11 protein-coding genes are annotated in these 19,281 nt (G+C 33.7%); 4 read left to right on the forward strand and 7 right to left on the reverse strand.

The features are described from left to right. Positions 1–7: 7 nt before the first annotated feature. Entirely contained in the window at positions 8–2,518 is a 2,511-nt protein-coding gene (gene mutS / locus OOL01_RS05680) for a DNA mismatch repair protein MutS (protein ID WP_264686549.1), read from the reverse strand. Between the two features lie 113 nt (positions 2,519–2,631). Between mutS and OOL01_RS05685 the strand changes: the two genes are divergently transcribed. Then, a complete protein-coding gene (locus OOL01_RS05685) occupies positions 2,632–5,172 on the forward strand; it encodes an ankyrin repeat domain-containing protein (protein ID WP_264686550.1) in 2,541 nt (846 codons plus the stop codon). Between the two features lie 41 nt (positions 5,173–5,213). Here OOL01_RS05685 and OOL01_RS05690 read toward each other — a convergent pair whose 3' ends face one another. Beyond that, the gene (locus OOL01_RS05690; RefSeq protein WP_458694684.1) at positions 5,214–7,286 is read right to left on the reverse strand and encodes a heme lyase CcmF/NrfE family subunit; all 2,073 of its coding nucleotides are present in this window, start codon (positions 7,284–7,286) and stop codon (positions 5,214–5,216) included. A 155-nt stretch (positions 7,287–7,441) separates the two neighbouring features. Here OOL01_RS05690 and OOL01_RS05695 point away from each other — a divergent pair, with 155 nt between their 5' ends. Continuing rightward, a complete protein-coding gene (locus OOL01_RS05695; RefSeq protein ID WP_264686552.1) occupies positions 7,442–8,674 on the forward strand; it encodes a hypothetical protein in 1,233 nt (410 codons plus the stop codon). A gap of 337 nt (positions 8,675–9,011) precedes the next feature. On the opposite strand, the gene radC is transcribed toward OOL01_RS05695, so the two are convergent. Beyond that, entirely contained in the window at positions 9,012–9,692 is a 681-nt protein-coding gene (radC, locus tag OOL01_RS05700; RefSeq protein ID WP_264375899.1) for a RadC family protein, read from the reverse strand. Positions 9,693–10,341: 649 nt separating this feature from the next. Here radC and OOL01_RS05705 point away from each other — a divergent pair. Beyond that, positions 10,342–11,448 (forward strand): D-alanyl-D-alanine carboxypeptidase family protein, encoded by a 1,107-nt coding sequence (locus tag OOL01_RS05705; protein WP_010405178.1) that lies wholly within the window; start codon positions 10,342–10,344, stop codon positions 11,446–11,448. A gap of 32 nt (positions 11,449–11,480) precedes the next feature. Here the strand turns inward: OOL01_RS05705 and OOL01_RS05710 are convergent, their stop codons facing one another. From OOL01_RS05710 to OOL01_RS05725, 4 genes are all read right to left on the reverse strand, one after another. After that, entirely contained in the window at positions 11,481–12,821 is a 1,341-nt protein-coding gene (locus tag OOL01_RS05710; RefSeq protein WP_064085792.1) for a DNA recombination protein RmuC, read from the reverse strand. Positions 12,822–13,084: 263 nt separating this feature from the next. Next, complete coding sequence (locus tag OOL01_RS05715) at positions 13,085–14,245, reverse strand: porin (RefSeq protein ID WP_264375900.1); 1,161 nt, start codon at positions 14,243–14,245, stop codon at positions 13,085–13,087. Between the two features lie 260 nt (positions 14,246–14,505). Further along, a complete protein-coding gene (locus OOL01_RS05720; protein ID WP_264686553.1) occupies positions 14,506–15,150 on the reverse strand; it encodes a hypothetical protein in 645 nt (214 codons plus the stop codon). 172 nt (positions 15,151–15,322) lie between these two features. Then, positions 15,323–16,345, reverse strand: coding sequence for a hypothetical protein (locus OOL01_RS05725; protein WP_264686554.1), 1,023 nt, complete (start codon positions 16,343–16,345; stop codon positions 15,323–15,325). A 225-nt stretch (positions 16,346–16,570) separates the two neighbouring features. On the opposite strand from OOL01_RS05725, the gene secA reads away from it, so the two are divergent. Beyond that, positions 16,571–19,222 carry a preprotein translocase subunit SecA gene (gene secA, locus OOL01_RS05730; RefSeq protein ID WP_010405317.1) on the forward strand — a complete coding sequence of 884 codons (2,652 nt, stop codon included), beginning with the start codon at positions 16,571–16,573 and terminating at the stop codon, positions 19,220–19,222. Positions 19,223–19,281: the final 59 nt, after the last annotated feature.

Here is a 19,281-nt window from a genome sequence, read left to right on the forward strand (position 1 = left end):
ACTTTCCTCAAGCCTTTAGCTCCTCAAACACTTCACTTGCTCTATTTAAAACAGAGTCAGGAAAACCAGCAAGTTTTGCTACATGTATTCCATATGACTCATCTGCAATGCCTTCAATTACTTCATGTAGAAAGATAACCTCTCCGTTCCATTCTTTTATTTTCATACAAAAACATTTCACATTTTCTAAGTATTCACCTACTTTAGTTAATTCATGATAATGAGTTGCAAAAATGGCGCGGCACTTATTTACATTGTGAATATGTTCAATCACCGCCTGTGCAATAGATAATCCATCATACACCCCTGTGCCCCTACCAATTTCATCAAGTATCACCAAGGAACGGTCCGTTGCCTGATTTACTATCGTTGCTGTTTCGATCATCTCTACCATGAAGGTAGAATAACCAGCTGTTATATTATCCGTTGCGCCAACCCTGCTGAATATCTTGTCAATCACTCCAATATGCGCACTCTCTGCTGGCACAAATGACCCCATATGAGCTAAAACTGCAATGAGAGCGTTTTGCCTCAAGAAAGTGCTTTTTCCAGCCATATTAGGACCAGTAATTAGATGTATACCAGCTAAATTGATGCTATTTGCAATGAATTTATCGTTAACTTCAACCACTGGATGTCTTCCGCTACAGATATTGAACTCTTTGCTGTCATCAATGATGGGTTTTACGTAATTATTTTGCACTGCAAGCTCTGCAAACGCGGTTCTAATATCAAGTTTTGCCAAAGCATTTGCAGCAAGAGCAATTTTTTCAGATTCTTGAGCGACTTCACTACACAGTTCACTAAAAATTTTCATTTCTAAGCCGATTGCAGCATCACGTGCCGTAAGAATTTTATTTTCTAGTTCTTTCAACTCATTAGTAGTGTAGCGCATGCTATTTGCTAAGCTTTGTCTATGAATAAATATATCCGAAGTTATTTTGTGATTTGCCGACACTTCAACGTAATAACCGAGTATGTTGTTATGTAATATTTTAAGTGCGGCAATACCAGTTAGGTCGCGATAAGATTCACGGAGTTTGGTTATTAGTTTATTACTATTATTTAATATGTAGGATAACTCAGATAATTCTGAGTTATATTTTGAGTGAATAAATCCTCCTTCTTTCACGGAACTGAGGTTATTATCAAGTATAGCACTATTTAACAGTTCAAATAGGTCTTTATGATTGCCAAGGCTTTTATGTATTGTGCTTAGTTCACTTTCGTCACTACTTATCACCTGAGTAGTAGACACTGGTTCCTTTTCTCTGGTCAAGCACTGGAATGACATCTGAGAGTTAATTTCTGATTTTTCACTTAAACAATAATTATGCAAGTTAGACAGAAACTCAGACAACTCTAAAGTTTTTCCTAGGCCTATTTTTAATAGGTTCATATCCTTTGGTGAACCACGCCCTAGTATTAAGCGCGATAAAGACCTCTCAATATCTGGAATGTTAGATAATATCTCTCGTATTTTTCTGCGTAGCTCATGATTATTTACAAAAAATTGAGCGGTGCTGAGCCTCAAATTAATTGCCTTAGAGCAAGCAAGGGGTGAAGCGAGCATTTGTTTGAGCAGGCGTCCACCAGAGGCTGTTACTGTGTGATCAATAACTGAAATTAGTGAACCTTTCTTTTCACCAAATTGAGTTGAAAACAACTCAAGGTTTCTCCTTGCTGAAGCATCAATAAGCATGAAATTTTGTTGCTTATAGGTTTTTGGGAATTCAAGTCTTGGAATGGAGCCCCTTTGTGTTACTCTGACATATTCAAGCAGTGCACCACACGCCATGATTTCTACTTTGCTGAAATTTCCTATACTCCCAAGTTCCCTGATTTTATAAAACTCGCATAACGTTCTGTGAGATTTACTATACTCAAAAAAGCTCTGTGCGTGTTGCGTAATTGATATTTTATAATTTTTTAAAATCGATCTAATTTTTTCGTCCTCAGTGAATTTTTCAGAAATTAATAATTCTCTTGGTGATATACGCAATAAATCACTATCTAGAGCTTTCAAACTCGTTAAAATGTGAAAAAATTTTCCCGTCGATAATTCAAGCCAACTAATAGCATATTCGTCATTTTGTTCAACTATGGATGCGAGATAATTATTGCTTTTATCCTCCAGTAGTGAATCTTCTATAATTGTACCTGGAGTTACAACTCGCACTACATCACGTTTTACTATGGATTTATAGCCCCTCTTTTTTGCTTCATCAGCAGTTTCTAATTGGTCACAGATTGCTACTTTGAATCCTAAATCTATTAGCTTGTGCAGGTAAGACTCACTACTGTGTGCTGGCACTCCACACATTGGTATTTCTTGCCCATTTGAATTGCCCCTCTTGGTTAGCACTATATTCAGCAATTTCGCAGCTTTAATAGCATCATCGAAAAACAATTCATAAAAATCGCCCAGTCTATAAAACAATAGATGATCCGTGTATTGAGCTTTCAAATTTAAATATTGCTCCATTACAGGGGTATTTTTTTCTCTTATTAAGTTCATAACATTTTTAAATATGTTAGCAGCAAACCACTTACTCTGGTGTTGGTTATTTTATTATGGATCAATAATTTTTTTTAGCTATAGTACAAAAACAAATAGTTTGAGGTAGAATTATGGAATATGAACGGTTGTTAAAAATATTAAGGACAATAAGTGACTTAAATGAGAACAATATAATCGAAAGGGTAAAAGAGGAATTGGAAAAAGAAGATCCAGACACGTATAAAAAGTGGCAAGATAATGGATTTAACATAAATTATACATTCGATGATCAAAGTACATTGTTACATATAGCTGCTAGAAATGATCTTGTAAAGATAGCAGAGCTTTTAATAAAAAAAGGGGGTAATGTTAATACAGCAGATCAAGATGGATGGAATCCTTTACACTTTGCTGCTGCAAGTGGTAGTATAGGAGTGGTAGAGATTCTCATAGCAAACGGGGCTAATGTTAATGCAGCAGATCAAGATGGGTGTACTCCTTTGCATTGTGCTGCTCACAATGGACATAAAGAGATAGTAGAACTCCTATTAGACACGGGGGCTAATGTTGATGCAGTAGGTAAAGTTAAGATAACTCCTTTACACGCTGCTGTTCGCTTTGGTTATACAGAGATAATAAAAGTTCTCATAGCAAACGGGGCTAATGTTAATACAGCAGATCAAAATGGGTGTACTCCTTTGCATTGTGCTGCTCACAATGAAAATAAAGAGATAGTAGAACTCCTATTAGACACGGGAGCTAATGTTGATGCAGTAAGTCAGGCTGAGAGTACTGCATTACATCATGCTGTTTCTGCTGAAAATTGCCAAGTGGAAATAGTAAAAGCTATCATAGAAAAGGAAGCTGCTGTTGACATAGCGGATAAATACGGGCGTACTCCGTTATGCTGGGCTATTAGAAATGGCTATTCAGAAATAGCAAGAATTCTACTTGAAAACAAAGCAGATCCTTTATTGGGACATAAAAGTTTTAACACATTAAAGCTCTTGATTGAATTAATAAAAAATGATTTTAAGCACTCTAAGAAAGCAGAAGAAACACAGCAACAAGAGGATGATGAATATGAATTGATTAAATACTCACTGGTACTTCGCAATGACTGTTCTTTAACTGATATTGCTGAAAGAGGTGCATTTGGTAAGTTGATATCTACGTGGCTTGTTGACATGTCCAACTTAACAGAGAGTCAGAAGGAGTTGAATAAAAAATTCTTAAGTACTTTTAAAGACTTTCCACATGTTACTTATAAGGATTATAAGAACGATGTTGAAAAAATTAAAAAATTTTTACTGGATCATAAAAGTAATCAAGATCTAAAAACCATCCTCAACCTTAAAAGAGGAGAATCTAAACTGACAATACTGCATATTCTATCAAGTATGGAATGTAGCAATGCGGGAGAATTCATAGATTTACTGTTGAATTCAGGTGCTGATCCTAATGAAAAGGACGACACAGGAAGAACACCTTTACATTATGCTACTCGTTCTGGTCATTGTGATACAATTATCAAATTGCTTCTAAGGAAAGGAGCTAATCTTGATATAAAGGATAAAAAAGGTAAAACCCCAATAGAATTTGCAGTTAATAATCCCAACCTTAATATTAAAGAGTACTTTTTAACTGATGATGTTATTTATGGAACTTTTCGTAAAAAAACACAAGTTGACTATAATGGAAAAAAGTATTTGTGCAAAAGTGTAAATCTATGGGGGGAGGATTTTCTACTAGATGAGCAAGATCCAGGTAAATATTTTTGTAAATTAGATGAAGTTCAAGACATAAATCAGCTAGAACAGGTTGTAAATGAAGCTATAAAATCTAGGGTAAGGTTCAATCTTACTCGTGAGGGAAATATATATGAAAATACTTATGAGAGTAGGTATAATTTTACAGATTATGTAATAAGAAGAATTAGTGAATTAAAGATTTTTCAAGGTGAAAGGGACATAGAAGTTGCTAGTCGCATAGTATGTAATTTGGTAAAAAGAGGTGCAGTATTTGAAACTCTAAGTAGTATAATTGTAATTGATAAACTAGAGAAGTTTAAAGACCACAAAGCTAATCTTAAAGAAGCACGTAAAAGCTATATACATTACTCTCTAAGGTTTTTGGAAGCTGCAAAAAACGCAACTACTGGTAAGGTAAAAGAGGCAAAAATGGACAACTTCACTTTCTACTTGAAATACTCAAAGAATAGTATAGTCGAGGTTGCAAAAATCGTAAATGGAACAGATGAAAGCACAGAATTTCGAAGAGACGTGATAGCAATCGGTGAAAGCGAGACAGAAATTTTAACAGAAGGTGGGGTAAGAAATTATACTGACCTTATAGGTAATATAGTACTGACTTTTCATACTGATTTGGGAAAAGTAGATGCTAGATTGTATTCTGATGTCCAAGATGAAGGAAAAATTATAGTAGAAGTGAGTAACAAGGAGGAAATATTGGAAAAGTTTAAAAATTATAAAGAAGAGTTAGGTGAGAACTGCTTGCTTGGTAGTTCTTCTGTCTACGACGCTATTAAGCAGGGATATTTTAAAAGGCCTGAGGAAGTAGATTCCATATATCATGTAAGTTCTTCATTAGAAAATATATCTTTATTTCCTATTGTACAACAGAACATAGAGAAAATTCGCCAGCAAGGTTAGTGTTGCTTAGCTTAAGTTTAAATTGCAAAAAAATGCAAACTTTATGATACTGAAGGAACTACTTTTTTGCTAGAAGGCAAAGCAGCAAGGAGCGAACCAAAAGCGATAAGAAAGGATCCAAGCCAGATTATAGACATTCCAGGTTTATAGTGCACTTTAGCTGCAATTTTGCTCTTACTCTTATCAATCTCTCCAATTACAACATAAATATCAGAAAATAAATTGTGGTAGATACTGCTTTCAACATTTTTCTGACCTTCCGCAAGGTAAAATCTATATTCAGGAGTTACTTCACCTAATATCTTATTATTCAGCAAATTCCTGATATCCATTGTACCCCTCACTGCATGGAAATTTTTTTCTTTTATTAGCTCAATATTTCGTAAAGTAACTTTAAATTTATTGACTGTTATGCTGTCTCCTATTCCCAAGTAGTTTTCTTTTTTCTCCTGCCAACCAACTGAATAAGATATACCAAGCACTAGAATTGCCACTCCAGCATGAGCAAGCATCATTGCATAGTAGGACTTAGAAACTCTTCTTGCTAATAAAATTGATTCACCAAATGCTACCTTAAATAAACAAATTCTTTTACTATATGCTTCTAAAACAAAGATTAATAATGCTATGGAGATGGTAATTGATAGCACAATCATTAGCTCCATGTGAAAGATAAACGGCAAAATAGCTGCAGCACTACAAAATGAAAATCTATATTCACGGAATATTGGCAATAGACTATTTCCCTGCCAACTGCAGTATTGCCCTATCATGGTGAGCACTAGAATAGCTAGTGCAATAGAGTTAAATAAAGAATTGTAATATGGTGCTCCAACTGAAATTAATTCACCGGTTAAATACTCAAGCACTGTAGGGTATAAAGTGCCAACAAACACGATGAAAAAGGCAGTGATGAATAATAAATTGTTCATCAGCATCATCGTAAGGCGTGAAAAGAATCTTCTACCCTCTGTCACTTGAGTAGCAGATTTCTTTTCAGATTCCAATATCGAATACTGGAAAGATGTGTGATTCTTTCTCGTAAACACTACAAATATTACTAAGCTACTGACTGTAATTACACCAAGTAGAGCTAATATATACAGTCCATATCTTGGGTCATCTGCAAACGTGTGCACTGAGGTAAGTATTCCTGAGCGGACTAGAAATGTTCCAGTCACACTCAATATAAAAGTTGTGAGCGTAAGTAAAATAGTAAAATTCCTTAAAGTATTGAAATTTCGTACAACGAGCAACAAATGTGTCAGCGCCACTGCAATTAGCCACGGCATCAAAGAAACGTTTTCCACTGGATCCCAAAACCAAAATCCACCCCAACCGAGTTCACGATATGCCCACCAGCTACCCAAGCTGATGCCCAAAGTGAGCAGCGACCAAGAAATAAGTACCCAAGGCCTGACAATTTTAGCCCAAACATTTCCTTCAGTATTTAAAATTAATCCAGCTATAGAGAGCGAAAAAGGAACGCTAAATCCAAGGTACCCCAAATATAATACCGGTGGATGAATAGCAAGGCCTATATCCTGCAATATCGGATTAAAACCCAGTCCATCTGTTTCAATGCCTGGCATTTTAGTGAAGGGGCTGGATTCAAGTAAAGTGAACAGTAAAAAACAAAAGCAAATCAAGCCTTGGGTGATAAGAGATATTTTTTTTAATTTACTACCATTAGTTCGTTCTGGTGTCATTCCAGTGCTTGACACTGGAATCCAGTTCTTATTATATAACTTTCTAGTGTGTTCATTTGTAATCAAACTTTCTGGATCCCAGACTGGGATGACAGAAGGTATATAAATATCCATTAGTAATAAATACATGACAAGCACTAAGGTCCAAAGCAACATAGACCCTTCTTTATTTCCCCAAACACCACAAATCTTATAGATCAAAGGTTTTGTTGTGTGTGAGTGGTAATATACGTTTTCAAGTGAGAAATCATTTTTAATGTGGCAGTAGATCAAAATAGCCATTGATGCTGACACACAAAAAAATATGGCAGAGGAGACGAATCGGTAAGAACTAAACGGTAGAAACAAATACGTTAAAGATAACAAACAGGCTACCAATAACAATATATTCCCAAATTCAGGCATAAGATTCATATAATGATATTACTAATAATAAATTGGGAGTTAAAGTTTTAATATAGGAACAAAGTTAATCTTCAATTATATTAATAGTAAGTAAAAATTAAGCATTAAGCTTTTATACTTTATATTATATAGCATTAATATTGTGAGGTAATATTATGGGCACAACTAAGATTAGTGAATTTCTATTCAATATAAAAGGTAAAGTGGCAAAACAACATGCTGAACCAATAATTGAAAAAAATCTCTATACTATTTTAGGATTCAAAGATGTAGAAGATTTAGAACATAAGACAAGTAAGTCCGTTAACAAAAAAATTTGGCAGCTATTTATTGATTGCTTTACAAAGGAAATAGATTATGCAGCAACTGAAAAAGTTGTAAAAAACGTTGTTTGTAATATTGCCAAAAGTGCCCAAGGCAATGCTTTTACTGAAGCTGAAAGCTTAATCTTAAACGAAAAACAAGATAATAAAAAGAGAGAAAGAGCGATTAAAAAAGCTACTAGTATTTTAAAAAAAATCAATCCAGAAAAAGCCTTCAATGAACTTTCAGTAATAAAAAAACAAGCAGAAGATTTTTTACAAACCGATTTTTATAAGGCGCAGAGCAAACCACTGCCAGGATTTGCTATATCTGGTGCGCAGCTTTTTGCGGAAACTTTGAAATATATAGAAACACTAGAAAAATTATCAGAAGTTAAAAAGGAAGATTTAACTAAGAGTTTCCTATTAAATTATATTAGTTCACTGAACAAAAAGTATCCTAAATCACAAGGTAAAAGAGAAGATGCTATACGAATACTATCAAGCGATGAGTTGAAGAATTTTTATAATAAAGGTGTAGAGGAAGGAATACTACAACCGCTGGTATCATATAAAGAATGCAGAAATCTGTATGATAAAATGAGCCAAACAAAGAATGAATGTATAATCAAAAAAGAAGAGCATGAGAAAGCAAGTAAGTCAATAACCAGTATAATTAGTGACATAAAAAAATGTAGAGAAGCAGTCCTTAATTGCAAAAATTTTCAGAGCTCCTACATAAAGGAAAAAGCAGAACACCCATTTAGAGGCACCTCATGTCAAAAAATGATTGATATATATCAAGAGAGAATTGCTGGATATCAGGAAAAAATTCGTCAAAACCTAAACCAAATAAGAGCAATATTAAAAGATACGCCGCAAGATGTGAAGGAAATAATCAATTGCGTGCATAAAGCAGAGCAGTATGATGAAATTTTTGATTCGGCTTTAATTTGTTTACCGAACATACAGAATAAGCTAGATATTCAACCAGAAAATCCCCTAACAGAACTCAGAGCTTCACAAATTAACGTTGAAATTGAGCTAACTAGGCTCTGTGAACAAAATATTAGAGTAAGCATGTGAGTGCTTCAACAAAATTCAAAAAACCAATAAAGACCTCATAAGTCTTATCAAAACAGGAGATTTCTAATAGTGGCAAATACCATGTATTTCTTTCAATTTGCCACTATTACGCCATCTAAATCACACATTGTCTTCCAGAAGGAAAATTTTTGTTCCACTGGCAACCACCTCATGTATAGCTTTATAGCTCTTCTCACAATAATCCGAACAGGTCATAATAACATACTGCTGGCCTCTTGGCTTATAATAGCTATAAAGACGTTTTTACCTCCGTTCGGACTATTATAAGAAGAGCTATACTTCCATAATAAGAAAAATGGCAAAAGCAATTTTAGATCTACTCTAATAAAAGCCTATTTTCCTTGAAACTAAAATAGCTACTAAATGTGATAATAATATGATCTATTAATTCTATTCCTATGCTTTTGCAAGCTTCTGCAAGCTGTCTGGTGAGAAACATATCGCTACTTGAAGGCTGTATATCTCCACTTGGGTGATTGTGGGATATTACAATCGATGTTGAGCCAATCAAAAGAGCGCGTTTTATGATCTCTCTAACATAAAGAGGAGTTTGATCTATTGTACCAAAGTTTTGTAGATCTTCTGCTATTAGACGATATCTTTTATTCATATAGATAACGCGAAAATTTTCTTTATTAAGGCTTCCTATACTTGCTTTTAAATAATCAAGCAATTTTTCCCAATTATTGATTATAGGTAGGTCCTTTACTTCTTCTCGTGCAGAACGAACAAAAGCCTGTTTAACACAAAAGATAGCAGATATAGCTGCATTACTAACTCCTTCGATATTCTGCAGTGCTTCTAAATCGGCATTAAAAACCTTATTTAAACTACCAAAATTTTCTATCAAACTCTTTGCTACTGGCTTTACATCAATTCTACTATATGCTGAATATAAAATGTGTTCTAAAATCTCATAATCAAGTAATGATTGTCCGTTATCTGAAATAATTCTCTCTCTTAGGCGCTTTCTATGACCTTTTTTGTAATCTTTCATTATTCATGAATTGCTTATCTCTTATAATAAGAAATTGAATTTTTAAGTAAAATATTTAATAAAATATATGAAGCATAATTGTAAATTTTTGAAGACAGCAAATGAAAGTAGCCCCTCTCTTGTCATCTCCTGCTCCCTCCTTCTATGTCATCCCAGTGCTCCTTCTATGTCATCCCAGTGCTTGACACTGGTTTCTTACCAACAAAAACCTAGCATAACTTTTGTGCTCAAAAAATTTCCAGCATCAAGTGCTGGCCTGAAGCTTTAGCTGTAAATGTTAAGAAATTTACCAAGCGAAAAAAAAGGCAAAAAAATCCCCGTGTAACGAGTTTTGACCCTATAATAATGTAAATTGGCGCTGTAATAATGTGCTAACGCTTAAAATAAGCGCGTTTTGGCTGAATGTAGAAAAAATAAAAAAGACATGCAGCCGCTATAATTTCTATGTAATTTGCCAATAAATATCTGAGTTTTTTACTGAATTTTTGTTGTTGAACCCGCGCGGATCGAAAACAAGGATAAATACTCTTATTGTCATAATAAGGGGGCTGGCGCAGTTTGTCAAGGAAGTTTTATGCGAGAGATCTATTGAAATGCTCGTGCAAAATCATACTATTAATTAGTACACTATAAATTTAAAATTATAAATATGTTAAGCAAATTAGTAACTTTGCTATTAATTTTTATATTTCCTTTTTACTCATACTCATATCAGTTTAGAACCAAAGCAAAGCAAGCAATTGTCTTAGATTTAGCTTCAGACTCGTTCATTTTTGAACACAATTCCAGGGAAAAAATGGCCCCATCTTCAATGAGCAAATTGATGACTTTATATGTAGCTTTTGATTATCTAAAAGCTGGAATAATAAAAATGGAAGATAAATTTCGAGTAAGTAGAAAAGCATGGGAAAGGAAAGGCTCTTCTATGTTTTTGAAAGAAGGTCAATTTGTTACGGTAAAAGAACTACTTGAAGGAGTTACAATTGCCTCAGGTAATGATGCATGCATAGCGCTAGCCGAGGGTATTGCAGGATCAGAGGAGAATTTTGTTGCTGAAATGAATGAAGTTGCACAAGATTTAAATCTTAATGATAGTCATTTTGTTAACTCAAGCGGGTGGCCAGATGAAAACCATTTTATGAGCGCAAAAGACTTGGTAACACTGGCAAAAAGGATTTTTACTGATTTTCCTGAATACTATGATCTATTCTCTGAACAATATTTGACATATAACGATATTGTACAAAAAAATAAAAATCTTTTACTTTTCCATGATATTGGAGTTGATGGTCTAAAGACAGGTCATACAAGTGCTGGTGGTTATGGCATTATAGCATCTGCAAAACGGAACGATAGAAGAATTTTTGCTGTCGTGAATGGTTTGGACACCGAGAAAGAGCGAATAGAGGAAGCAAAAAGACTAATACAATATTCCTTAAATCATTTTAACACCAAGAAAATATTTGCTAAGGATAGCGTAGTTGAAGAAATAAATATTGTTTATGGAAAAGATAAAAAAGTGCCCGTTACAGTTGCAAACGATGTTACCATAACTTATAACCGCAGATTACATGATAAAATTAAAGTGCGTATTGAGTATAAAGATATGGTACCCGCACCAATTAAAAAAGGTCAAGAAGTGGGCAAAATTTTTGTAGAAATACCTGGTACTGAGCAACAAACTATACCTGTTTATGCAGCAAATGATGTGCAGAAATTGAGCTATATAAAAAAAATTTTTAGAAAGTTGTTTTAATCAGCAAATGTAAGTTAAGGAGACCTGAAATACTAATCTACTTTCAACCTCTCAGCATGTAAACTGCGTGGTAAAGATTCCAACTCTTTTGCAGCAGTGAGTTCTTTATTTTTTGCATGTATACCAAGCTTATTGAATTCTCGGGCAGCAGGAAACACTCTTGCCTCAAGCGAACCAGCAGTTTTATTGTAATGATCAACAGCACTTTTTAAGCTTCTGCGTAAATTATCAAAATTTTCGCCCATTGTGCAGATTCGCTCATATAAAATATGGCCTAGTTCACTTATTTTCTTTGCATTTTCAGCTATCATCTCTTGCTTCCATCCATAGGCTACTGCCCTAAGTAGCGCGATTAAAGTGATTGGTGTTGCAATAATTACTTTTTTTTCTATTCCAATTTCTATCAAAGCTGGTTCACATTCTAGTGCTGCGCTGAAAACCCCTTCTCCTGTTAAAAAAAGCACCACAAACTCTGGCGTATTTTCAAATTGGTTCCAATATTCCTTTCTGCCTAGATCGTTTATATGTTTTTTTATCGCCAGAGAATGATTCTTCAACTTTTCCCTTTGTATCTGCAAATCATTTTGTGACATAGCATCCATATAAGAATCAAGTGGCACTTTAGCATCTATTATTATTTGCTTTCCTGATGGCATTTTTATTATTAAATCAGGACGTAACAAATTATCCTCATTTTTATCAACCACTGAAGCTTGAGTAAAAAAATCGCAATATTCAACCATTCCCGCCATTTCTACCACTCTTTTGAGCTGCATTTCACCCCACTTACCCCTAATGTGAGGTTTCCTCAGGGCGTTAGCAAGGTTAGAGGTTTGACTCATTAATGCTCCAATTTGCTCCCTTAAACCTTCATAGGCCCCTACCCTCTCTTTCTCTAGCTCACGTATTTCACTGTCGAATTTTTCTAATTTTTCTTTTATTGGAGTGATAACTTCGTTGATCGTTGCTTGCCTTTTTTTGAAGTCACTTTCTGTTTCTTTTAGCTTATTATCGATCACTTCTTTTGCTAAGTTCAGAAAATTATTATTGTTTACCTGAAGAGCATCAAGAGAAAGTGCTTTAAAAGTGTTCGTAAGCCTCTCCTCTGCTTTTGTTAGTAATTCTATTTCCTTTTTCTTTTCTTCACGCTCTTTTTGAAGAATTACTTCAAGTTCTGCGTTCCTCACTTTCAAATCAACTATTTCCTTATTTTTATCTACTAAAGACTGTTTTGCCTCTTGAAGTTCATGTTCTACTTTAAGTAAATTCTTCTCAAGATTCTCACTAAATTTTCTGTTCTTTCTTACAACAATATAGAGAAATAGTAGTAAAAAAAGGAAATTCAATACAAAAGCTATAGAATTGAAAAGCATCAGAACACAGAAAAAACCGCACTCACAATACTATCTAATTTTTTTATATATAAAAAAGAAAAAAAGAGCACCTGAAGAGATGCGCTTACTGAAGGGCTTGGTTTGCTAATTAATAACCGTTTTCTTCTACACTTGGATTAGTAACAGAATGTCTTTTTATTGAAAATCTTATGTAATAGTTATTTTTATAATATCAAATAGCACATATATTAACAACTCAATTTTACTCTCATTATTACAATACTTACATACCAGTTACTTCACTAAAAACTTAGCTTCAATCCGGCCAAAAGCACATATCCGGAGTTATTATCTTCCACTGCAAGCTCCTTAGTACTAAATCTTACAATATCAAAGTAATATGAAGTACCAACAGCTAATGGATATTCAAGACTGAAAGCCTGTGATGTTAATTCGTTTGTACCTTTGTCTGCAATATCCCTAACACTATTAAAATATGTTAAGCTCACTTTACGAGAATCAGAATGATAAGCAATACCTGCATTTACATAATGCATATTATTTGTTTCATGACTACGCTTCTCACCAGATTTACCACCATTCCCGTACGACAAAATGCAATCAAGTTCAAAAAGCTTTAGTTTCACACCAAAATTCCAGTGTAGTAATTGATTATGACACTGAAGATCGCTAGAATTTTTGTTTGTACAATCAGTTAAATTTTCCCTTGCAAATTCACCAGTCAAAGCAGTAGTAAAATTTATTTCATCTGATAGGGCATTTTTATAGGAAAGACCAGCGGCTATTAAATTATTATATTGTAAATTATTTTTACCTGGAACATAACTGAATCCAAGTTGAAAGTTATGAATTTCAGGAGAAATATAGTTTATCATTGGTTGTTTTAACTTCAGCTCTAGTCCATTATAGTCGCTGTAAACATTGGGTTTTACCCAAAATACCTTGTCCTTATCATACCCAGGGTCATCATCTTTTTTTCCATTACCGCGCAGATTTGCATAGTTTGTCCAATGACCATTTATTCCCCCAGCAGCTGTATAAATTTTTGAAGTGTTAATTAACATACTCTGACTAACTAAACTTCCTTTACCATATTCAAATGATCCAAACTCCTGATTCTTTATGATAAAATACCACTTCTCCATTTCTAACTTTTCTATGTCTAGTGCCTTTAAGTTTGCAATACCAGAAACTCCTGCCTTAACATCAAAACCCATTTTAGTATTTGGATAAACTTGCTGTAAATAAAGCAAGCGCAGGTCTGAATAGCTTGAGGTCTTGTCTTTTGTAGAGCTAAAAGAATCTCTGTTGAAAGCGTAGCCAAATCTTAAATCTATTTTTCCATCTAGTTCTGCATAAAATATCTCCTTATCTAGAATTACCCTAGCATTGACACTCCCTACCACGAATAATAATGAAAATAGTTTGATCAGTAACCTCATAGTTAAGCTTAAATTTTTAATATAAGCTTAATAGAAATAAAAAACAATTCTTATATTGTGTAGAACTTAGATACTACAAACCAATTAATGACAAAAGCGTTTAAGCATTCTTCACACTATGTTTTTGAATTATATTTCCATAAATAATTGATATACTTGGTAACTTTCGCTTTAGTAACTGCTTATTAATGGTAGAATATATACGACTAATTATTTTAGATGTGTTCTTTGCATCACAGTTAATCAAAATAAAAAGCACCTTAGTTCTCATCAATAAATCCTAGAAAATCATCACTACGGCAATTTTTATAAAAATGCTCTGTGATCATACTCAATGCATCGTTTATCTCATTAAATTTATTATTGAAGCCTATTATTCCTATAACTGCATTAATTTGATATTCAAAGGCAAAATTCAATATGACATATAACTCCAAAATCGTTGAATTATTGTCTGGTATATCAAACAAGTTGTGTTTTTTATATTTCTTACCCATCAGATATTTATCCCTAAACATTGCTAGCTTATGAAACAGGCTAATGTCACGTATCAATAGCTCATAATTAATCTTGCTATTAGTAAATTGAGTTGTGCGAAAAACTTTTACCTTTGTTTTTATATCTTCTCCTTTAGCGTCGATTAAAGAAAAGCCTATCACTTTTGGCAATATATCGGGCAAATCGCGTCCATCTTCAGTATACTCCAAATAGCTTTTCATATCTTCAGCTGCTCTTTTACTTAAAATATTGATTAACGGCTTATTAAGTAAATTCTCTCCCTCACATTTTAATAAATTCCTTGCAGCTTGATTGAGTCCCAAGATTAATACGTTCTTTTTCTCATTATCCTGACAAACAGATATCACAGCATCATCTTTCCTTCTTTCAGTTATAAAATCTTCCATATCTTCTCACATATAACGTATTTATAAGTATAATAAGATTGTATTAAAATTCATTTACCCATTAATATACTTGATAAAGTATAGAAAAATCGTCATGTTGCTGCATGTTCTAAGTCATGATAAAGGAATCAAAATTACAAATATAATTTTGCTTATTCTCTTTATACCTTCACTACAACAACTTATTTTGCTGTATTGGATTAGATGGTTGAATATAACCTAAAATACTGTAACACGATTCTTCGTATGAAGGTAGTAGTTCCTCAAGCGGTGCTGAAGGTTGTACTTTTTCATAATTGTCAGAAGGAAAATTGTCTAATTCTTTATTATTAGTTGCCTTATCCATACATTTTATTGGTTGCTCTATATAGTCTTGTATTTCTTTTGTAAAACTATGATTTAGATAACAACTTGTTAAGTAAGCTACACCTGCTACTGTTAGTGCTAATGCTACAAAAACTAAAGGTGAAGCTCCTATACACCTAAAAACCTTTACTTTATACATACTCATATGAGCAGGTGGGTCAATGGTTGTTGCCAAAAAAATAAAAAAACCAAGTGAAAAAAATATTAACACGCAAATTCCACCCAATGAACAAGATCCTAACGCTACTTCTTTTAATGATTCTTCGTTTTTCTTTTTATTATTAAGGCTTCGATACATTTTATTAACGTTAGTATTGCTAATATAATCTTCTAGTTCTTTTAAAATTTGAGTCTTTAACTCTTCAATCTCATTATCTATTAACGAATAGTATTTTTTATACCGCTGCTTCAATTGAACGTCTAATACTGATTTACCACCATTGAGAAGATTTAAAATGTCTTTTTTGCATAACTCAATCTCCTGAGAAATTTTAGAATCGTTTTGTCCTTTTATATCTTGATCCACTTTATCCTGTAGTTTTTGACCAAAATCTTTAAATACAGTTCTGCAAGAAAGGTATTTTAATATAATAGGTAAAGCTAGCTCATTTCCCTTACTAAGCAAAGATAAAAGCTTCAAAGCGAAAGAATTAGGTACTGCCTCTCTTGGTAGAATTAAGGTGAAATCTTCCAATACTTGGCAAACTAATTTTATTGAAGAATCTTTAAACCCTTTTGTACCAAATTTTAATGAAGCAAAAAATTCTTCTAATTCTTCAAAAGGACAACTATTTTCCTCTAATTTTACTTTTATAATATTGCTTAACATTGTAACTCCACTAACCGTTTTATACATGTAGCTTAACACTATTTTAATAATTTATTAAGAAAGTTTAATTATTAATTATAATATTTAATAAAATAAATAGACTCTTTTACATTTCATCTGCAAGAATCTTTTGCTTAGTTTGTAAATAAAGATTTTCTGAATCTAATTGCCGCAGGTTACGTTTAGTAATATAATCTCATATTAAATAAAACTTTACCTAAGTTTATGCCAGACTCTACGTTAGTTTTAACAACTATTCTTATATTCTTCATCTTTACGTTGTCACTTTTTTTTATAAAAAGGATATTTGGATCAACGAACAAGAAGATAATAAAATCCTTCAGAAAAATTGCTCAGCAGATTAATGCGCTAGAGCAAGAAATGCAGAGCTTATCTGATGAGGATCTTGCTAGTAAAACTGCGGAATTAAAACAAGAACTGAAAAATGGAAAAACACTAAATGACCTTCTCGTACCTGCATTTGCGGTTGTACGAGAAGCATCACGAAGATTCCTTAACATGAGGCATTTCGACGTTCAGCTAATTGGTGGCATGGTTCTCCATAATGGCATGATATCAGAAATGAAAACAGGAGAAGGAAAGACACTCGTCGCAACTTTAGCCGCATATCTAAATTCTTTAGAAGGAAAAGGTGTGCACGTCGTAACTGTTAACGACTATCTTGCAAAACGAGATACAGAGTGGATGAGTAAATTATATAATTCTCTTGGAGTTTCTGTTGCATTTATTACAAATAATTTGACAGACGACGAGAGAAAAAAGGCTTATAGCGCAGATATCGTATACTCAACAAATAATGAACTTGCCTTTGATTATCTACGAGATAATATGAAATTTTCTCAAGAAGATATGGTTCAGAGAGGCTTCAATTATGCAATAGTAGACGAAGTAGACTCCATACTGATTGATGAAGCGCGTACTCCGCTCATTATTTCTGGCCCACTTGAGGAAAATAATCAGATATATAAGCATATCAATAAAATAGTAATCAAATTAGTTGATTCTGACTATGAAGTCGATGAAAAGAGTAGAGCAGTGTTCCTCACTGAAAATGGCATTTCACGAGTGGAGGAATTACTAAAATCGTATAACCTCATTCCTGAAAATTCCTCGCTCTATGATACTAGCAATATTATACTGACTCATTATATAGATCAAGCACTTCGTGCACATAAGCTGTTTACTGCTGATAAAGATTATATAGTGAAAAACGGTAAGGTGGTAATTATTGATGAGTTTACTGGGCGCATGATGGAAGGTAGGAGATATTCTGATGGTCTTCACCAGGCACTGGAGGCAAAGGAGAATCTTGAAATTCAGCATGAAAGTCAAACTTTAGCATCAGTCACATTTCAGAACTACTTTCGTATGTACAACAAACTTTCTGGTATGACAGGAACAGCAGCAACAGAGGCAGAAGAATTTCGTGATATATATAGATTAAATGTAGTAAAAATTCCAACTAATGTGCCTGTTAAAAGAATAGATGTTGATGATGAAATTTATGGCACAGAAAAAGAAAAATTTAGTGCTGTATTGAAGTTTATAGCGGAATGTCACAAACGCCTTCAACCAGTGCTTGTTGGCACTGTGAGTATTGAAAATTCTGAAAAACTTTCCGATCTTTTGAAAAGCCATTCTCTTAAGCATTCAGTATTGAATGCTCGTTATCATGAACAAGAAGCGTATATAATAGCGCAAGCTGGAATACCAGGCAGCATTACTATAGCAACAAACATGGCAGGACGTGGAACTGATATTCAGCTTGGTGGAAATGTTGAAATGATTGCAAAAATAGAGCTCGAGAAAATAAAAAATGCTGATGAAAGAGAAAAAAAATATCAAGAAATAGTCAAAAGAGTAAAAAAAGATAAGGAAATTGCTATAAAAGCTGGTGGCTTATGTGTTATTGGAACCGAAAGGCATGAAAGCAGGAGAATAGATGATCAATTACGTGGACGTTCTGGCCGCCAAGGTGACCCTGGACTTTCTAAGTTCTTTCTATCACTTGAAGATGATTTAATGAGGATATTTGGTTCTGATAGAATGAGGAATTTTTTGCAAAAAGTGGGACTAAAGAACAACGAGGCTATTCATCATCCATGGATTAATAAAGCACTTGAAAAAGCACAGAAGAAAGTTGAAGTTAGAAATTATGATGTGCGGAAGTCTTTGCTAAAGTTTGATGATGTAATCAACAATCAACGTAAAGTTATTTTTAAGCAGAGAAATCATATTTTAAACAATGAAATCAATGATTTAGTTGAAGTATATAGTGAAGTAAATGAGGATATAATAGAAGGTATAGTACAAAGTGGTTATTACGAAGATTATGTTGAAGATATTGCAAAAGAATTCCACATAAGATACGGGATAACGCTTAATCTAGAAGAGTTTTTGAATAAACAAGAAGCCTTGGATTATATAAATGACAAGATACAAGAATTTTTTACTGAGAAAGAAAAATATTTCAATAGTCAACAAACTACAGATTTGTGGAATACGATAGTGAAACAAGTGATGATCATGACACTTGATCATTTATGGAGGGAGCACCTTTCGGTCTTAGAGAGCCTAAGACAAAGCATAAATTTGCGTGCCATGGGGCAAAAAGACCCACTGAATGAATTTAAACGCGAAGCTTTCTTAATGTTTGAGTCGATGCTTGAAAAGTGGGGGGAGCTTACCATTCACCGCCTAGCGCACTTTAAGTTGCTAGACAATCAAGAAATAGGCAATAGGTCACGCTCTACTAAAAATAGCAGACTTCCAAAAGTTTCAAGAAATGACAAGTGCCCTTGTAACTCTGGAAAAAAATACAAACACTGTCACGGTGCAGTTGCCGTAGTGAATTAGTTGTTGCAAGCACATTATAGCTGCTATAGCTAACCGAAGTAAGATTTGCCCGAGCACTA

The organism is Wolbachia endosymbiont (group B) of Rhopobota naevana, assembly GCF_947250615.1.
Taxonomy (GTDB): domain Bacteria; phylum Pseudomonadota; class Alphaproteobacteria; order Rickettsiales; family Anaplasmataceae; genus Wolbachia.

Excerpts from the sequence above, each read along its gene's own strand:
- OOL01_RS05725 (WP_264686554.1), bottom strand. The coding sequence starts at position 16,345 with ATGTTAAGCAATATTATAAAAGTAAAATTAGAGGAAAATAGTTGTCCT.
- OOL01_RS05720 (WP_264686553.1), bottom strand. The coding sequence starts at position 15,150 with ATGGAAGATTTTATAACTGAAAGAAGGAAAGATGATGCTGTGATATCT.
- mutS (WP_264686549.1), bottom strand. The coding sequence starts at position 2,518 with ATGAACTTAATAAGAGAAAAAAATACCCCTGTAATGGAGCAATATTTA.
- OOL01_RS05715 (WP_264375900.1), bottom strand. The coding sequence starts at position 14,245 with ATGAGGTTACTGATCAAACTATTTTCATTATTATTCGTGGTAGGGAGT.
- OOL01_RS05685 (WP_264686550.1), top strand. The coding sequence starts at position 2,632 with ATGGAATATGAACGGTTGTTAAAAATATTAAGGACAATAAGTGACTTA.
- OOL01_RS05710 (WP_064085792.1), bottom strand. The coding sequence starts at position 12,821 with ATGCTTTTCAATTCTATAGCTTTTGTATTGAATTTCCTTTTTTTACTA.
- OOL01_RS05690 (WP_458694684.1), bottom strand. The coding sequence starts at position 7,286 with ATGCCTGAATTTGGGAATATATTGTTATTGGTAGCCTGTTTGTTATCT.
- secA (WP_010405317.1), top strand. The coding sequence starts at position 16,571 with ATGCCAGACTCTACGTTAGTTTTAACAACTATTCTTATATTCTTCATC.
- OOL01_RS05695 (WP_264686552.1), top strand. The coding sequence starts at position 7,442 with ATGGGCACAACTAAGATTAGTGAATTTCTATTCAATATAAAAGGTAAA.
- radC (WP_264375899.1), bottom strand. The coding sequence starts at position 9,692 with ATGAAAGATTACAAAAAAGGTCATAGAAAGCGCCTAAGAGAGAGAATT.
- OOL01_RS05705 (WP_010405178.1), top strand. The coding sequence starts at position 10,342 with ATGTTAAGCAAATTAGTAACTTTGCTATTAATTTTTATATTTCCTTTT.